General features: G+C 74.8%; 13 protein-coding genes. 10 read left to right on the top strand and 3 right to left on the bottom strand.

The window, feature by feature from the left end; all coding sequences use genetic code 11:
- Positions 1-198 precede the first annotated feature (198 nt).
- From ACIRBX_RS38155 to ACIRBX_RS38130, 6 genes are all read left to right on the top strand, one after another.
- Positions 199-495: a DUF503 domain-containing protein gene (locus ACIRBX_RS38155; RefSeq protein ID WP_345285664.1), complete on the top strand. Its 297-nt coding sequence runs from the start codon at positions 199-201 to the stop codon at positions 493-495.
- A 147-nt stretch (positions 496-642) separates the two neighbouring features.
- Positions 643-1086 carry a 30S ribosome-binding factor RbfA gene (gene rbfA / locus ACIRBX_RS38150; protein ID WP_402305057.1) on the top strand — a complete coding sequence of 148 codons (444 nt, stop codon included), beginning with the start codon at positions 643-645 and terminating at the stop codon, positions 1084-1086.
- Positions 1087-1088: 2 nt separating this feature from the next.
- Entirely contained in the window at positions 1089-2195 is a 1107-nt protein-coding gene (locus tag ACIRBX_RS38145; RefSeq protein WP_402305054.1) for a bifunctional oligoribonuclease/PAP phosphatase NrnA, read from the top strand.
- A gap of 37 nt (positions 2196-2232) precedes the next feature.
- Positions 2233-3162 carry a tRNA pseudouridine(55) synthase TruB gene (gene truB / locus ACIRBX_RS38140; protein ID WP_402305052.1) on the top strand — a complete coding sequence of 310 codons (930 nt, stop codon included), beginning with the start codon at positions 2233-2235 and terminating at the stop codon, positions 3160-3162.
- Positions 3163-3609: 447 nt separating this feature from the next.
- Positions 3610-7245: a hypothetical protein gene (locus ACIRBX_RS38135; protein ID WP_402305049.1), complete on the top strand. Its 3636-nt coding sequence runs from the start codon at positions 3610-3612 to the stop codon at positions 7243-7245.
- A gap of 66 nt (positions 7246-7311) precedes the next feature.
- Positions 7312-8259 carry a bifunctional riboflavin kinase/FAD synthetase gene (locus ACIRBX_RS38130; RefSeq protein ID WP_402305047.1) on the top strand — a complete coding sequence of 316 codons (948 nt, stop codon included), beginning with the start codon at positions 7312-7314 and terminating at the stop codon, positions 8257-8259.
- A 67-nt stretch (positions 8260-8326) separates the two neighbouring features.
- Here the strand turns inward: ACIRBX_RS38130 and ACIRBX_RS38125 are convergent, their stop codons facing one another.
- From ACIRBX_RS38125 to eccE, 3 genes are all read right to left on the bottom strand, one after another.
- Entirely contained in the window at positions 8327-10318 is a 1992-nt protein-coding gene (locus tag ACIRBX_RS38125; protein ID WP_402305043.1) for a MinD/ParA family protein, read from the bottom strand.
- A 168-nt stretch (positions 10319-10486) separates the two neighbouring features.
- On the bottom strand, positions 10487-11245 hold the full coding sequence (locus tag ACIRBX_RS38120) for a hypothetical protein (protein ID WP_402305040.1): 759 nt from the start codon (positions 11243-11245) through the stop codon (positions 10487-10489).
- Positions 11245-12513, bottom strand: coding sequence for a type VII secretion protein EccE (eccE, locus tag ACIRBX_RS38115; RefSeq protein ID WP_402305037.1), 1269 nt, complete (start codon positions 12511-12513; stop codon positions 11245-11247). Before eccE ends, ACIRBX_RS38120 begins: the two co-directional genes overlap by 1 nt.
- Positions 12514-12854: 341 nt before the next feature.
- Here eccE and ACIRBX_RS38110 point away from each other — a divergent pair, with 341 nt between their 5' ends.
- From ACIRBX_RS38110 to mycP, 4 genes are all read left to right on the top strand, one after another.
- Positions 12855-14447 carry a type VII secretion protein EccB gene (locus ACIRBX_RS38110; RefSeq protein WP_402305035.1) on the top strand — a complete coding sequence of 531 codons (1593 nt, stop codon included), beginning with the start codon at positions 12855-12857 and terminating at the stop codon, positions 14445-14447.
- 180 nt (positions 14448-14627) lie between these two features.
- Positions 14628-14933, top strand: a complete 306-nt coding sequence (locus ACIRBX_RS38105) for a WXG100 family type VII secretion target (protein WP_402305033.1) — start codon at positions 14628-14630, stop codon at positions 14931-14933.
- A gap of 79 nt (positions 14934-15012) precedes the next feature.
- On the top strand, positions 15013-15303 hold the full coding sequence (locus tag ACIRBX_RS38100) for a WXG100 family type VII secretion target (RefSeq protein WP_402305030.1): 291 nt from the start codon (positions 15013-15015) through the stop codon (positions 15301-15303).
- A 168-nt stretch (positions 15304-15471) separates the two neighbouring features.
- On the top strand, positions 15472-16722 hold the full coding sequence (gene mycP, locus ACIRBX_RS38095) for a type VII secretion-associated serine protease mycosin (RefSeq protein ID WP_402305029.1): 1251 nt from the start codon (positions 15472-15474) through the stop codon (positions 16720-16722).
- Positions 16723-16869 lie beyond the last annotated feature (147 nt).

Genomic DNA, 16869 nt, shown 5'->3' with positions numbered 1-16869 from the left:
ATCCATACACCAGCTGGTTGCGCACCCTACCGCCCCCCCCGGGTCGCCTCGGGGGGGGGGGGGCTGTGGGGGCGGGGGGGGGGGGGGGCGCGCGCCCCCCCCCCCCCCCCCCCCCGGCCCCGGCCTCACTGTTAGCCTCCGGGTAGCCCGTTCGGGCACACCCTTCGAGGCCCCCAGGCCGGCTCTGGCCTGTCACACATGTTCGTAGGAACACTCACCTTCGACCTGCTCCTCGGCGACGTGCACTCGCTGAAGGAGAAGCGTTCGATCGTGCGGCCCATCGTGGCCGAGCTGGCGCGCAAGTACAGCGTGTGCGCCGCAGAGGTAGGGAACCAGGACCTCCACCGCAGGGCCGAGATCGGCCTCGCGGTCGTCTCCGGCGACGCCGGGTACGTGACCGAGGTGCTGGACAGCTGTGAGCGGCTGGTCGCCGGCCGCCCCGAGGTGATGCTGCTCTCCGCGAGGAGGCGGTACCACGGCGACGACGATGATTGAGGCGGGACGCCGGGCCGGAGGACGGCCCGCGTCACGCCGAAGAGGACCGAGAGCGCCCGCAAGGCCGGGCGCGGGCGGGTACTTTGGGGCCAGGGCCGCACCGGGTGCGACCGTCCCGGTACCGCGCTCACTGCACGAGGAGGCAACGTGACCGACACCGCAAGGGCGCGCAAGCTCGCCGACCGCATCCAGGTGGTGGTGGCCGAGACCCTGCAACGCCGGATCAAGGACCCGCGCCTGGGCTACGTGACCATCACCGACGCCCGGGTCACCGGTGACCTGCGCGAGGCCACCGTCTTCTACACCGTCTACGGTGACGAGGCCGAGCGCGAGGCGTCCGCCGCCGCGCTGGAGAGCGCCAAGGGCGTGCTCCGCTCCGAGGTCGGCAAGCAGACCGGGGTGCGCTTCACCCCGTCGCTGACCTTCGTCGCGGACGCGCTGCCGGACAACGCGAAGAACATCGACGACCTGCTCGACAAGGCCCGGTTGTCCGACGCCGCGGTGCGCTCGGCCTCGGCCGGTGCCACCTACGCCGGGGACGCCGACCCCTACCGGGTGCCGGGCGCCGAGCGCGACGACGAGGACGAGTAGCCATGACCGGCGAGCCGGTCGAGGCCGGCCAGGGGGCATCCTCCACCGACACGGTGGAGGGTGCCCTCGCGGTGCTTCCCGGGCAGCGCAGCGCCGACGCGCCCGCGCAGCCGGGCGAGCCCGCGCTGGCCGGCGAGTGGCAGCGGGTGGTGGAGCTGCTGGCCCGGGCCGACGAGGTGGACCTGATCTGCCACGTGACCCCGGACGGCGACGCGCTCGGCTCGGCGCTGGCCGCCGGGCTGGCGCTGCGGGCCCGGGGCTGCCGGGTGCGGGTCTCGTTCGGCGACGACCCGCAGGTGATCCCGGAGTCGCTGTCCTTCCTGCCGGGCCAGGAGCTGATCGTGCCGGCCGCCGAGGTGCCGGACGTGCCGGCGCTGGTGGTCTGCTTCGACGTGGCCTCCACCGGACGGCTCGGCCTGCTGCACGACAAGGCGTTCGCCGCCCCGGCGCTGGTGGTCGTCGACCACCACGCCTCCAACCCGGGCTTCGGCACCCACCGCCTGATCGACCCCACCGCCCCGGCCACCGCCGTGCTGGTGGACGAGCTGCTGCGGCGGCTCGGCGTCGAGCTGGACCAGGAGCTGGCCACCTGCCTCTACACCGGGGTGGCCACCGACACCGGCTCGTTCAAGTACGCGGGCACCACCCCGGCCACCCACGAGTTCGCCGGCCGGCTGCTGGCCACCGGCATCCGGCACGACCTGATCTCCCGTCAGCTCTGGGACACCTGCTCCTTCGGCTACCTCAAGGTGCTGGCCGCCGCCCTCGGCCGGGCCGTCTACGAGCCGGAGGCGGCCGGCGGCCGGGGCCTGGTGTGGACCTGGGTGCCCTACCAGGAGCTGCTGCTCTACGGCGTCACGGTGGAGGAGATCGAGGGCCTGATCGACGTGCTGCGCCGCCCGGCCGAGGCCGAGGTCGCGCTGGTGCTCAAGCAGGACCCGGACGGCACCCTGCGCGGCTCCTGCCGGGCCAAGGGCGAGGTGGACGTGGCGGCCGTCTGCGCCGACCTCGGCGGGGGCGGGCACCGCTTCGCGGCGGGCTTCTCCGTCCGGGAGGACGTGGACGTCGCGGTCGGGCGGTTCCGGGCAGCGCTGGGCGCGCACTCCTGATTTTCGTCACGAAGTACCGGATGCAGAGAAAGAACTGATGAAGCGTAAAGGCACGGGCCCGGACGGACTGGTCATCGTCGACAAGCCGGAGGGCCTGACCTCGCACGGCGTGGTGGCCAAGCTCCGCTGGCTGGCCGGCACCCGGAAGGTCGGGCACGCGGGCACGCTGGACCCGATGGCGACCGGTGTCCTGGTGATCGGCGTCGAGCGGGCCACCCGGCTGCTCGGGCACCTGATGCTCACCGCCAAGACCTACGAGGCGACGATCCGGCTCGGGCAGACCACGATCACCGACGACCGGGAGGGCGAGGTCACCGCCTCGGCGGACGCCTCCGGGGTGGCCCGGGAGGCGATCGACGCCGGGATCGCGGCGCTCACCGGCGAGATCATGCAGGTCCCGTCGAAGGTCAGCGCCATCAAGATCGACGGCAAGCGCTCGTACGCCCGGGTCCGGGAGGGCGAGGACTTCGAGCTGGCGGCGCGGCCGACCACCATCCACTCCTTCGTGGTGCACGGGCAGCGCGCGGCGGTGGCGGAGGACGGCACCCCGGTGATCGACCTGGACGTCACGGTGGAGTGCTCCTCGGGCACGTACATCCGCGCGCTGGCCCGGGACCTGGGCGCCGGGCTGGGGGTCGGCGGCCACCTGACGGCGCTCCGGCGCACCCGGGTCGGCCCGTACGGGCTCGACGCGGCGCGGACGCTGGAGGAGCTGGAGGAGTCCGTCAAGGGCGAGGACGGCGCACCGCTGCGGGTGCTGGCGATCGCGGACGCGGCGGCCGCCGCGTTCCCCCGGTGGGACGTGGACGCCGGGCAGGCCGAGCAGCTCTCGCACGGCACCCGGCTGAAGGCACCGGGCCTGGGGGTGGAGGGGCCGGTGGCGGTCTTCGACCCGGACGGTCGCTTCCTGGCGCTGATCGAGGAGAAGGACGGCCAGGCCAAGCCGGTCGCGGTCTTCGTGGGCTGACCTCCGTCCCTGTTCGGCGGGCCCCGGGGCTGCGCGGAGGGGGCGGGGTGACCCGTGTGGCGGGTGCGGATGCTCACGTGGGGGTGGGTCGCCGTGCCTGGCGCACGGGTTTTCGTCTTCCGTTGCGCGCGGTTCCTCGCGCCCCTGGGGTGCTGCCAGCAGTGGCGCCGTGCGTCGGGGAGGCGCTTGGCGGGGGCTGGGGAGATTCGGTCACCTTCTGGGCGCGGAGGGGGCGGGGTGACCCGTGTGGCGGGTGCGGATGCTCACGTGGGGGTGGGTCGCCGTGCCCGGCACACGGGTTTTCGTCTTCCTCTGCGCGCGGTTCCTCGCGCCCCTGGGGCGCTGCCGCTGGGGCCGCGTTCATCCGTTCAGGTGAGTGCTGGTGGGCGCGCCCGGTGGGCGGGCAGGCTCCGGGCGGGTGTCTCCGGGGTCGAAGGGGCGGGCGTCGTGCTGCTGCGGATCTGCGGGCCGGACGGGCTGGTGCGGGGGCTGGGGTTCGTGGCGGACGGGGCGGGCACCGTGGTGACGGCCCGGCAGGTGGTGGCCGGGGTGGCGGAGTTGGTGCTGCACAGCACCGGTGGGCAGGCCCGGGTGGTGGGCCCGGAGGCGGTGGAGGAGCTGCCCGGGACGGGGCTGGCGCTGGTGCACACGGCGGCCGTCGGCGGGGTGCCGGAGCAGCCGCCGCCGATCGCCGACGGGGTGGGCAGCGGCCTCCTCACGGTCTGCCAACTGGCTGCTGGAGTATGGGAGTTGACCCAACTCCAGGGTGGGGTGCGGGTGGTCGGGCCGGACGGCGTGCTGGAGCTGGAGCTGCCACAGCTGCGCGGCCCGGTGACGGCCGGGGCGCCGGTGCTGTGCGCGGAGAGCGGAGCGGTGCTGGGGGTGCTGGCGCCGGGGGCCGGTCCGCAGCCGGTCGCGCTGCCGCTGGCCGGGCCCGGCCTGGCCGGGCTGCGGGCGCGGAACGCGGAGGCGGCCCCCGCGTACGGGCGGGCGCTCAACCTCGGCGGGGTGCTGCGGCTGGCGTCGGTGCAGCTCGGTTCGGCGAGCGCGGGCCCGGGCCGGATCGCCGACCTGGTCGCGGACCGGGTGGAGCGCCCGGACGGGCTGACCGGGGAGGAGCCGCGGACGGTGGTGTCGGCTCTGCTCGGCCCGGCGGGCAGTGGACGGTCCACCGAGCTGGCGGCGCTGGCGGCCCGCCGGGCGGGCGGTGGCCGGCCCCTGCCGACGCTCTGGCTGCGCGGGGCCGACCTGCGGCCGGAGGAGCCCACCCCCGCCGCTGCGGTGCAGCGTCAACTGGCCCGGGCGGCAGCGCTGCTGGAGGTGCCGACGCCCGAGTTGCCGGAGCTGCTGCTGGTCTGCGCGGCGGCCGACCGGCCGTTGCTGGTGGTGCTGGACGGGCTGGAGGAGGCGCCGTCCGCCGTCACGGGGGAGTGGCTGACCGGGACGGCCGAGTGGCTGTCGGTGGCCGGGGCCCGGCTGCTGGTGGCCGCCCGGCCGGAGGGCTGGCCCGGCCTGGCGGGTGCGGCGGTGCACGGGCTGGTGGGGCTGCCGGCCGGGGTGGCCGAGCAGGTGGCCCGCCGGTACGGGACGCAGCCCGGCGACGGGGAGGACTCGCCGAGGCTCAGGCCGGGCGGCGAGGCGCATCGGGCCGCGCGGGCGGAGCTGTGGGCGGGCTGGCTGGAGCGGCGTTGCCGGGAGACCGCCCGCGCGGTGGCGGGGGCGGCTCGGCGGTCGGGCGCGCACCGGCGGGGCGGGCCCTCGGCGGAGCTGACGGAGGCCCAGGAACGGGCGCGGGCCGAGGTGGTGGCGGAGCGGGTGCGGGAGGCGGCCCGGCGGATGCTGGCCACCGGCCACGGCACCCTGGGCGCGGCCGACTTCGCCGAGCTCTTCCCGGCGACGGGTGGCTGGGACCGGGCGGCGCTGGCCTCCTCGCTGCTGGTCCCGGCGGGGCCGGGCTACCGCTTCCCGCACGAGGACCTGGCGGACTGGCTGCAGGCCGCCCAGCTGGACCTGGACGCGGCCCTGCGGCTGCTGCTCGGTGAGACGCCGGGCGCGGGCGGACCGGCGGCGGCCCCGGGCCGTGCGGGGCCGGGCGGACCGGCAGTGGCCCCGGGGGGTGCGGCGCCAGGAGGTGCGGCAGTGGCCCCGGCCGGTGCGGAGCCGGGTGCTGCGGAGCCGTCGGGGGCGTACCGGGCGGATGACGGGTCATGGCCGGTGGTGCCGGTGCCGGACGTCCTCCGGGGGGACGCCGGCCGGCCGGGGGACGGTCGGTGGGGGGCGCCGGACCCGTCGTGGGGCGGGGAGCGCCGGGCGGACCGGCAGCGGTCGGGGCCGGCCCCGGCCGGCGGGGTGCCGAGGTGGCGGGCCGGGGTGCTGGGGTGGGCGCTGCGGCGGGTGGCGGAGCGGCACGGACCGGAGGGGCTGGACGCCTGGCTGTGGCGGCTCTGGCGCGGGGTGGAGACCGCCGCCGAGCCTGAGGAGGGGTGGTGGGCCCGGCGGCTGCTGGTGGACGGGCTGGGGGCCGGGACGGGGCCCGCCGCGCACCGGGAGCTGCTGGAGCGGATCGCCGAGCGCGGCGGCGGTGGGCTGGAGCCGGCGTTCTGGACCGGCTTGGCGCTGCCGGTGGAGCAGCGGATGGGTCTGCTGCGCCGCCTGGTGACGGCGGGTCAGCCGGTCCGGTCGGCGGTCGCGGAGCTGCTGGCGGCCGAGCCGGACACGGTGCTGCCGCTGCTCTGCGGCTGGTACCGGGGGACCGGCGGCAGTGTGGCCGCCGACCTGGCGGACGACCTGCTGTTCGTCCACCGGCTCCGCGCGGTGGACGACCTGACGGAGTGCCTGGCGATCGCGGCCCATCCGCGGGCCGACGCCCTGCTCGTCCGGCTGGCCGCCGAGGAGCCTTCGGCACTCTGCCGGGCGGTGGACCGGTGGAGCCACCGGCCGGGGCCGCAGTGGCACGTGGCGGCGGCGGTGCACGGGCTGCGGGCGGCCCCGTACGCCACCGGGACGGGGGCCGAGCTGCTGCGGCACGCGGCCCGGACGTTGCTCGCCCGGGAGGACGAACCGGCCCTGCACGGCGCCGCGTTGGCCCTGCTGGTGCGGTCTCCGGAGGGGAGGGTGCGGCATCTGGAGCGGGCGCTGGCGGCCTACCTGCGGGACGATCCGTTCGTCACCGCCGAGGCCTTGGCCCCGGCGTTGGCGGACGAGCCGGAGCCGGTGCTGGCGGCGTTCCGGCGGCGGCTGGCGGAGCCGGGTGCGGCGGTCGCCGAGGTGCTGCGGGTGCTGGCCGGCCACCCGGCCCCGGAGCTGCTCGGCCCGGCCCTGGACCTGGCCGCCGAGCTGCTGGAACGTACGGCCGGGGAGCCGGCGGGGAAGCCGCCGGCGGATCGGCCGGATCGGGGTGCCGGGCCGCCGGAACGCGGGACCGGGCGGGTCGGGTCGGAGCCGGTGCCCGGAGCGGCTGCGGTCGACGAGGCGGTGGCCGGGTGGCCGGGGAGTCCGCTCGGGCCGCTGCGGGGCACCGAGCTGCTCGGGTCGTCCCCGGAGCTGACCGCCGGTCAGGTGGCCGAGCACCTGGCCGGCCTGCTGGCCGGTGCGGCCGGTTCGGAGGCGGTGGTGGCGGCGGTGGCGGTGCGGTCGCCCGCGCTGCGGCGGCTGCTGGCGCTGCTGCTGGCCGGACCGGAGCACCCGCCGGCCCATCTGGCGGAGCTGCTCGCGGGGGAGCGGGACCCGTCGGTGCTGGTGCCGCTGGTGGACCGGCTGGCCGCCCGCTACGAGGGTGAACCCCCGGAGGGAACACGCGAGTTGGTGGGGATCGTGGCGCAGTCCGGCGGTGCGGGGGTGGACGCCGCACTGGTCCGGGCGGCGGGCCGGTCGGCCCCGTTCGCCCGGCTGCTGGCGGACTGGCCCGGGGGCGGGCCGGGCTCCCTGGGCGGTCCGTTGCTGGCCCGGATGCGGCTGCTGACGGCCGACGGACGGGACCCGCAGTACGCGGCGGCGGAGGCCGAACGCTGCGCGCTGCTCCCGGCGCCGCGCGCAGCGGCGGTTCCGGTGCCGACGCAGCATCGGGCGCATGGCACGCTATAGGGGTCCGGTTGAGGAAGCGAGGGCGTGCGGGGACCGCACGCCGGTTCGGGAACAAGGAGCGGTCAGGTGCAGCGCTGGCGTGGCCTGGAGGAGATCCCCGGGGACTGGGGGCGCAGCGTCGTCACCATCGGATCGTTCGACGGTGTGCACCGGGGCCACCAGCTGATCATCGGCCGGGCGGTGCAGCGGGCCCGGGAACTCGGCGTGCGGGCGGTCGTGGTGACCTTCGACCCGCACCCGAGCGAGGTGGTGCGGCCGGGGACCCACCCGCCGCTGCTGGCGCCGCAGCCGCGCCGGGCGGAGCTGCTCGAGGGGTTGGGCGTGGACGCGGTGCTGGTGCTGCCGTTCACCGCCGCCTTCTCGCAGGAGTCCCCGGAGACCTTCGTGCGGACCGTCCTGGTGGACGCGCTGCACGCGAAGCTGGTGATCGAGGGGCCGAACTTCCGCTTCGGCCACAAGGCGGCGGGCAACGTCGCGCTGCTGGCCGAGCTGGGCCGGGCCGACGACTTCGAGGTCGAGGTGCTCGACCTGGAGCTGCGCGGCACGGCCGGGGACGGCGAGCCGTTCTCCTCCACGCTGACCCGCCGGCTGGTCGCCGACGGTGAGGTGGAGGCCGCCGCCGAGGTGCTCGGCCGGCCGCACCGGGTCGAGGGCGTGGTGGTCCGGGGCGCCCAGCGCGGGCGGGAGCTGGGCTACCCGACGGCCAACGTGGACACCGTCGCGCACAGCGCGGTGCCGGCCGACGGGGTGTACGCGGGCTGGCTGACCGCCGACGGCGAGCGGATGCCGGCCGCCATCTCGGTCGGTACCAACCCGACCTTCGACGGTACCCACCGCACGGTGGAGGCGTACGCCATCGACCGGGTCGGGCTGGACCTCTACGGCCTGCACGTGGCGGTGGACTTCCTCGCCTACCTGCGCGGGATGGAGAAGTTCGACTCCATCGAGGCGCTGTTGGACCGGATGGCCGACGACGTGAAGCGGGCCCGTGAACTGACCGGCCCGCTGCTCTGACGGAGCGTCGGACCGAACGCCGGAGGGCGGCCCACCCGATGCGGGGCGGGCCGCCCTCCGGCGTCGACTACTGCTGCGGCGGCGGGGGGTAGCCGTACCCCGGCTGCTGCGGGGGCTGCTGGGCCCACTCCTGCGGCAGCGGCTGCTGCGGGTACCCGCCGGGCTGCTGCGGGGGCTGCTGCTGCGGTGCCCACGGCTGGCCCTGCTGCGGGTACCCGCCGGGCTGCTGCGGGGGGTACCCGCCCTGCTGGGGGTAGCCGCCCTGCTGCTGCGGGTACCCGCCCGGCTGCTGCTGCGGGTAGCCGCCCTGCTGGGGCTGGCCCCAGCCGCCGGCCGCGTGCTGGGCCCGGGCGATGTCCTCGCCGACCAGGGTGGCCAGCTCGAAGTAGGCGTCCCGGACCTTGGGGCGCATCATCGCGAGGTTGACCTCGGCGCCGGCCGCCAGGGACTCGTCGAAGGGGACGACCACGACGCCGCGGCAGCGGGTCTGGAAGTGCGCGACGATGTCCTCGACCTTGATCATCTTGCTGGTCTCGCGGACCCCGGAGACCACCGTGATGGAGCGCTGCACCAGGTCCGCGTAGCCGTGCGCGGAGAGCCAGTCCAGTGTGGTGGAGGCCGAACTCGCGCCGTCCACACTGGGGGTGGAGACGATGATCAGCTGGTCGGCCAGGTCCAGCACCCCGCGCATCGCGCTGTAGAGCAGACCGGTGCCGGAGTCGGTCAGGATGATCGGGTAGTGCTGCCCGAGCACCTGGATCACCTGGCGGTAGTCCGAGTCGTCGAAGGTGGTGGAGACCGCCGGGTCGACGTCGTTGGCCAGGATCTCCAGGCCGGAGTGCAGGTCCTGCGAGGTGAACTGACGCACGTCCATGTAGCTGCGCAGGTGCGGGATGGCCGTCACCAGGTCGCGGATGGTGGCGCCGGTCTGCCGCTTCACCCGGCGGCCGAGGGTGCCGGCGTCCGGGTTGGCGTCGATCGCGATGACCTTGTCCTGCCGCTCGCTGGCCAGCGTGGCGCCGAGCGAGGTGGTGGTGGTGGTCTTGCCCACGCCGCCCTTGAGGCTGATCACCGCGATCCGGTAGCAGCTCAGCACGGGGGTGCGGATGATCTCCAGCTTGCGGGCCCGGTCGGCCTGGGCGGCCTTGCCGCCGAACTTCAGCCGGGACTCCTTCTGCTGCTTCGGCTGGCCGCGCAGCAGGCGGTCCGAGGAGAGCTCCACCGCGGCGGTGTAGCCGAGCGCGGCGCCGTGCGCCATCGGCTGCTGCTGGCCCTGCCCCTGGAACGCGACCGGCGCCTGCGGCACCGCCTGCTGCGGGTACGGCTGCTGGTGCTGCGGCTGGGGGTACGGCTGGGGCTGCGGAGCGGGCTGCGGCCAGCCGCCCTGCCGGGGGTCCACCGGGGGCTGCTGCGGAGCGGTCTGAGGGTGCGTCGGCTGCGGGGCCTGCTGCCACGGACCGGGCTGGGGGCCGGGCGGCACCGGGGCGCCCTGCTGCGGGTACGGCGGCTGCGGCGGCCCGGCCTGCGGCGGGCCCGGCTGGGGGTACGGCGGCTGGGGCTGCGCCTGCTGCGCCTGCTGCACCGGCTGCGCGGGCGGCGGCACCGGGCCGGGCGCCGGGGCGTCGGCGGTCGGTGCCACCGGGGCGGGCGCGGGGGCCGGACCGGGCTGCGCGGGAGCGGCGGCCACCGGGCCCGGCGCGGACTGCAACTCGACCGGGGCGGCGGCCGGTTGGCCGGCCACGGCGGTCGGCGGCACGGCCGCACCCGCGGTCGCGGCCACGGCGGGAGCCACCGGCGCCGGGGTCTCGACGGCCGGTGCCACCGGGGCGGGCGCGGGCGGGGTCGGCGCGGCGGCCACCGGACCGGGGGCCGGTGCCGGGGCGGGAGCAGGGGTCGGAGCGGGGGCGGGCGCGGGAGCCGCCGGTTCGGCGGCGGGCGCGGCCGGTGTCGCGCCCTGGGTGTACCAGGAGGGCGGTGAGTAGTCAGGAACGTCCGACCAGTCGTCGTCGTCCTCCGCCGCGTTGTCGCCGACGTAGACGCCGTCCCGATCGCTGCTCACTTGGGCTCCCTCGTGTTCGCCGCCGCTGTTCGCGGTGCCGTAGGCACAAGACTAGGACGTGTGGTCCGGTTGGCCTAAGGCGGTGCCGGAAGTCACACCATCGTGGACGAATGGCGAGGTCCGCACACCGTTTCCCCCGGGTGTGCGGACCTCGGTGGGCTGCCGCCGTCAGTCCATCCGGCGCGGTCCGCCGAGCACCTGGCCCTCGGCCTCCACCGGGTTGGTCATCACGAACTGACGCCGCATCCGGGTCGCCCAGAGCGTGATGTTGTCGCCCAGGGTGGGCAGCGCGGCGACCTCCTGGTCGCCCAGCGAGAGCAGCCGGGCGAGGATCTCCGCCTCCTGCGGGGAGACCCGCTGGATGCCCACCAGGTCGGCCGCGTTGAGCACCCGGGAGGCGTTCGGGCCGAGGTAGGGGAGCAGGGTCAGGGTGGTCTGCCAGGGGGCGGCGGAGAGCCGGCTGCGCGGCGGACGGGCGCCGAGGTCGCGCACCACCAGCACCGGCGAGGCGACCGAGGCGCCCTGCGCGCCCAGCCGGCCGACCTGGTGGATCGTCACGCAGGGCTGGCCGCCGCCGGCCGCCTGGGCCATCGGGGACCACGCCTGCGGACGGGCGGTCTCGACCGCCACCCGGGCGCCGGTGGCCGCCGCCCGGAGCGCGATGACCTGGGCCATCCACATGCCGCCGACCAGCACCAGCTCGTACTGGTTGGGGCGGAACAGGCCGATCACGGCGGGCTGTTGCTGCGGGTCGACGCCGATCAGCACGCCGTCGTCGCCGACCGGGAAGGCCAGCGCGGCCAGGTCCTCGACGGCCAGCACGTGCCGCTCGCGGCGCGGGCCGCGCAGGCCGAAGCCGGGGCGCACCCGGGGGGCGCGGGCGGTGGGCTCGGGCGCGGTCTGGCCGGGATAGGTCTGATAGGCCATCAGGAAGTCCCTCCCAGGGGCAGCGTGGCGAGCAGACCGGGTGCCTGCTCCAGGTCGAGCCGGGTCAGGCCGACCCCGGAGCTCTGGGCGCGCGACTCCACCATCCGGCCGACCTGGGCGACCTCGCTCTCGCTGCGGCCGGTGACCCGGACGTGCGCGCTGACCGCGATCGAGTCACCGGTGCCCCGGGCGGCGGTCACGCTGAAGGTGCTGGCCAGCGCCGGGGTGTTGGTGACCAGGTTGACCAGGTCGGGGGCGGCGATCCGGCCCGGAGCGCCACCGGGGCGGCTGAGCTGGGGCCACTTGGAGACCCAGAAGGTGGCGTGCCAGCGGTCGTCCACCCGCCAGAACTTGCGGCTCTCCTGGGTGCGGCGCCCGTTGCCGCCGCCACCGCCGGTGCCCTGACGGCCCGCCACCGCGATCGGGTTGGCGCAGACCGAGATGGCCAGTGCGGCGATCAGCTCGCGCTCGTCCAGCACGGTGGCGGTGAAGCCGGCCCCGTTGAGCCGGCCGGCCAGCTGGTCGGTGACGCGCTGGAGCGCCTTGCGGGCGCCCTCCTCGCCACCGCCGCGGGCCTCGACGGCGGTGCGGGTGAGCTCCGGGCTGAGCTTGAGCGCGACCCAGGTGAGCCGCAGCCCCGGGGTGGCGGTGCCGTCCGGGAGTTGGTGGTAGGCGCGGGCGGCCAGCGACTGGTCGGGCAGGTGCGGGGCCGGAGCGGGCTGGGTGTGCTGCACCAGCTGCACCGACTCCAGGGTGATGTCGTCCACCTGGAGGGCCGAGCAGAGCACGTCCAGCGGGAGCGGCAGCGCGTTGCGGTGCGGACGCAGCGGCTGGTCCTTGGCCTGCACCAGCAGGATCGAGGTCAGGAAGGTGCCGTCGCCGACCATGCCGGTCTCCCGGCGGACCGGACGGCCGCCGCCGAGGTCGGCCTCGACCGCGTGGGTGTAGGTGCGAAGGGCCGGCTCCAGCTCCAGGGCCGGGGCCAGCGCCGGGTCGGTGCCGGGCGGCGGCACGTTCTGCTGGGCCTGCCGGCGGCGGGAGTTGAGCTCGCTGCGGACCCGCAGGCCGTCCGGCAGGCTGAGGCCGTTGAGCGGCAGCACGGCGAGCACCACCAGCAGCACGGCCGGGACGGCGAACACCCCGGCCATCGCCTTGTTGATGGTCCAGCCGACCGCGATCAGCGCCACCGCCACTTCCAGCAGCACGAGTTGCTGCAGGCGCAGGCGGGTGCCGAGCAGCCCCGGCCTCGGGTGCACCTTGACCGGCACCGGCGCGGTGGGCCGGGCCGGCCCGGACTGCGCGCGGCGGCTTCCCCCGCTTCCCCTGCCCCGGCCTGTGCTACGTCGCCCTGGAGCGGTCTGACTTGGCATCCCCCGAGTGGCCCTCTCTGCATCAGATATCCACGGCCCGGTTGACCGGTCGGCAAACCGTACCCGTACCGTACTCACCGTCTGCTGCCGCATCGTAGAGGGTTGGCTGCGATGTGCACCCGGCGGGTGGCAGACTCAGCCGGCGGGGACGCGGACGGGAACGCACGTACGGGCCGGTCGTGCTGACGCACACACAGTTGTCGGACTGACAATTCGGTCGAACAGGGGAGACGACGAGCATGGCATCACGCCGCGACGAGCTGAACGCCTACACCTCGGCGCGCAAGCGGACGGTGGGGGCCTTCCTGCTGCCCGAGGGCGGGGGGAACGACGAGGACGCGCCGCGCCCGGTGAAGGCGGTCCTGCCCAGTGTGGTGGTGGCCGCGGTGATCGTGGCCGGCTTCGCCATGTGGGGCGTGCTCAAGCCCGCCGCGCCCAAGGACTGGGACAGCGGCGCGAACATCATCCAGGGCAAGCAGTCGACCACCCGCTACGTGATCCTGCCGAACCCGAAGACCAAGGAGAAGGAACTCCACCAGGTCCTCAACATGTCCTCGGCCCGGCTGGTGCTGCCGGCCGGCGCCAAGGTGGTGATCGTGGCGGACAAGGTGCTGGACGCGTACAAGAACCACGGCGCGACCATCGGCATCCCCTACGCCCCGGACAAGCTGCCCGCCGACTCGGTGGCCAGCAAGACCAAGCTCTGGACGGTCTGCAACAAGCCCGCCGCGGAGGACGCCAAGGCCGCCCCGGGGGAGATCAAGCCGCCGAACCAGGCGGTCTTCGTCGCGGCGGACAAGGACGCGGAGGCCCTGCGCGACCCGGCCCGGATGCTCGGCCCGGGCCAGATGATGTACGTCCAGGGCCCCAAGCAGGGCACCAACCCCGGCTCCAAGTACCTGATCGACAACAAGGGTTACCTGCACTACCTGGGCGGCCCCTCGGCCACCGACCGGCAGCGCTCCGCGATGGAGGACGGCCTGTTCGGCAGCAACGCCGACCCGCAGCAGGTGACCCAGGAGTGGCTGGACACCCTGGAGAAGGGCAACGCGGTCGAGTACAAGCGCCCGCAGGAATTCGAGACCAAGAAGGGCCAGCCCTCGACGCTCCCGCTCGACCCGGGCAACAAGAAGGTCGGCCGGCTGGTCTCCTTCCAGAACCGCAGCTTCTTCATGGTCGGTACCGACAAGCTCCACGAGATGTCCGCATTCCAGTCCAAGCTGATCGTCAACGACCTCGAACTGCGGGCCCTGTACGGCGACTCCACGCCGAAGTTCGCCGAGCTGACGCCGAGCGAGTACGCCGGGGCCAAGGCCGCGATCGACGAGAAGTCCATGCAGGACATGCCGGACCTGCCGGACGAGATGCCGCAGGACCAGGCGGTCAACTTCGCCAAGGAGCGCCGCACCCTCTGCAGCACCTACGAGGGCATGGACGGGAAGAACGTCAAGCGCAGCGTCTGGGCGGCCGCCGACTACCCGGCGCCGATCCTCTCCGGCGCCGCCAGCGCCCGCGTCTCGCCCGGCCACGGCCTGCTGTTCCGCGCGATGGACACCAACGGCGACGACACCTCGGGCTCCAACTTCCTGATCACCGAGACCGGTCTGCGCTACTCGGTGCCCACCAACAACGACGGCGGGAAGACTGCCCAACCGGGCACCGAACAGCCGACGCAGGGGCAGCCCGCGGCGGACCCGAAGACCAACGAGACGCAGGCCAGGCTCGGGTACGAGAAGGTGACCCCGGTGCCGGTGCCGATCGCGTGGGCCAAGCTGGTGCCGGCCGGCCCGGTGCTGAACACGGCGGCGGCGCTCCAGGCCCAGATCGCCTGACGCCCGCTCAGTTCACCTGTGCGGAGGCTGTGTCATGGCTTGGTAACTACCTGGCGTCTGGTGTTGGGCCGCTTGCGCACGACGGCTACAGTGCTGGTGGACATCACACCGTGATGTCCGGCGGACCGTCCGTGCCAGTACGGTCCGCGGGGAAGTCTGTCTCATGGGGGACGGTGGATCATGGCTGGTCAGTTCACGACTACGGCTGAGGAAATGAACGCGTTTGCCAACCGCATCGGGGAGGTGAACGCGTCCGTCCAGGGGGAGATCCAGCGCCTCAACGCGCTGGTCGACGAGATCAAGGCCGGCTGGCGCGGCCAGGCCGCCGCTGCGTACCAGCAGCTGCAGACCCGGTTCAACGAGGACGCGACCAAGCTGAACCAGGTGCTCGACGAGATCCGCCAGGCGATCGTGGCCACCACTCAGGCCTACACCGCCACGGAAGAGGAGCAGCGTGCCGCGATGAACAGCGGCGCCGGTCTCTGAGCCTCCCGGCCAGTTCGAAGACACCATCAATGGTCCGCGGGATGCGGACCGCAGCGACTCCATCGGAACAGGGGAAACCATGGGCGACCAGATTCTTGTCAGTTTTGAGACCATCCAGAACGCCAGCAGCGAGATCAAGCAGGGTGCCTCGCGCATCCAGTCGCAGCTGGACGACCTGAAGGCCGGCGTGCAGGCCGTCGCCTCTTCGTGGACCGGTGTGGCCCAGGAGGGCTACCAGGCCCGCCAGACGGAGTGGGACCGCAGCGCGGCCGACCTGCAGCAGGCGCTGCAGCAGATCTCGGTGACGCTGGACAACGCGGCCCAGAGCTACCAGGCGACCGAGCAGAAGAACGCCGGCATCTGGACCTGAGTGCCCGGTGCGCCGTCCGCACGGACGGCGTGGTGAACGGCACCGCAGGGGCGGGCACCCGCAAGGGTGTCCGCCCCCGGTGCGTATCCTGGCCCGGGCTGAACGCCCGGCCCGGGGAGGGCCGTTCCACGGGGGTACGGCACGGGTGGAGCATTGAGGGGACGTCAGGTGCAGTTGGTCAGGTACCGCAAGGCGGCTGCGGCCTTCGTCGCGCTCGGGGTGGTCGGCGGTCTCGCCGCGACCCCCGCGCAGGCGGAGACGCCGGGTGAGCACTGGTCGCCGCTGGGGATCGCGGCCTCGGCCGAGTGCTCCTTCCCGTCGAACAACGTGGACAGCACGCCCTGGTCGATCCAGCGCCTGCTGATCGACCAGCTCTGGGGCACCGACGGCAAGTTGAACGGCGCCGGGGTCAGGGTCGCGGTGATCGACACCGGGGTGGACGACACCAATCCGCAGCTCCAGGGCAAGGTGGACGAGGGCCTGTTCACCCTGACCGACAAGTCCACCGGCAAGAAGCCCGACGGCACCGCCAAGACCGACCCGGTCGGCCACGGCACCAAGGTGGCCGGCATCATCGCGGCCCGGAAGATCCCCGGCACCGGCTTCGTCGGCATAGCCCCCGGGGCCACCATCATCAGCTACCGGCAGAACGACGCCCAGGGCAACGGCGACGTGGGCACCCTGATCGACTCGATCAGGGACGCGATCACGCGCGGGGCCAACGTCATCAACATCTCCCAGGACGTCCGGGCGACCAACGACAAGGGCGACTTCGACCGCAGCGAGGAGCTCAAGGCGGTCGTCCAACTCGCCGAGGAGAAGGGCATCGTGGTGGTCGCCTCGGCCGGCAACGACGGCCACGAGATCCCCACCTACCCCGCCGCCTACGACACCGTGCTCGCGGTCGGCGCCTCGGACCGCAACAACGAGCGCGCCACCTTCTCCCAGTACGGCGAATTCGTCGACATCGCCGCCCCCGGGGTCGACATGCTCTCCACCGTCCCCAAGGGCGGCCAGTGCGTGGACAACGGCACCAGCTTCTCCACCCCGTACGTGGCCGGGGTGGCCGCACTGCTCAAGCAGCGCCACGACAAGTGGACCCCGGCCCAGATCCGGACCCGGATCATGCAGACCGCCCAGCGCACCGAGCGCGGTTCCAACCGCTTCGTCGGCTGGGGCGTGGTGGACCCGGTGAAGGCCGTGAGCAGCGACCTGCCGGCCGCCTCGGCGCCGACCGAGGACCCGCAGATCAAGCTGGCGGCGGAGCCGCTGGCGGCCCAGCCGGCCGGTCTGGTGGAGACCCAGCAGGACCGCGACTCGCGCACCGCCACCTACGTGCTGGGCCTGGGCGGTCTGCTGGTCGGCGGCCTGGCGGGCGGCTCGGTGGTGCTGCGCGACCGGCGCCGCCGCGAGGACTGAGACCGGTCCGGCCCCGCAGGGCCGGAGAAGGGGCGGGGGGGGGGCCGGGGGGGGGGGGGGGGGCCGGCCCGGGGGGGGGGGGGGGGCCGGGGCGGGGGGGGGGGCGGGGGGCGGCCGGGGGCGGGGGCGCACCGCCGGCGGGGCGTG

Source organism: Kitasatospora sp. NPDC096147, from assembly GCF_044763225.1.
In the GTDB taxonomy this organism is placed as follows: domain Bacteria; phylum Actinomycetota; class Actinomycetes; order Streptomycetales; family Streptomycetaceae; genus Kitasatospora.
The sequence above is the reverse complement of the archived record's forward strand: the minus strand, read 5'-3'. Positions and strand labels throughout refer to the sequence as shown.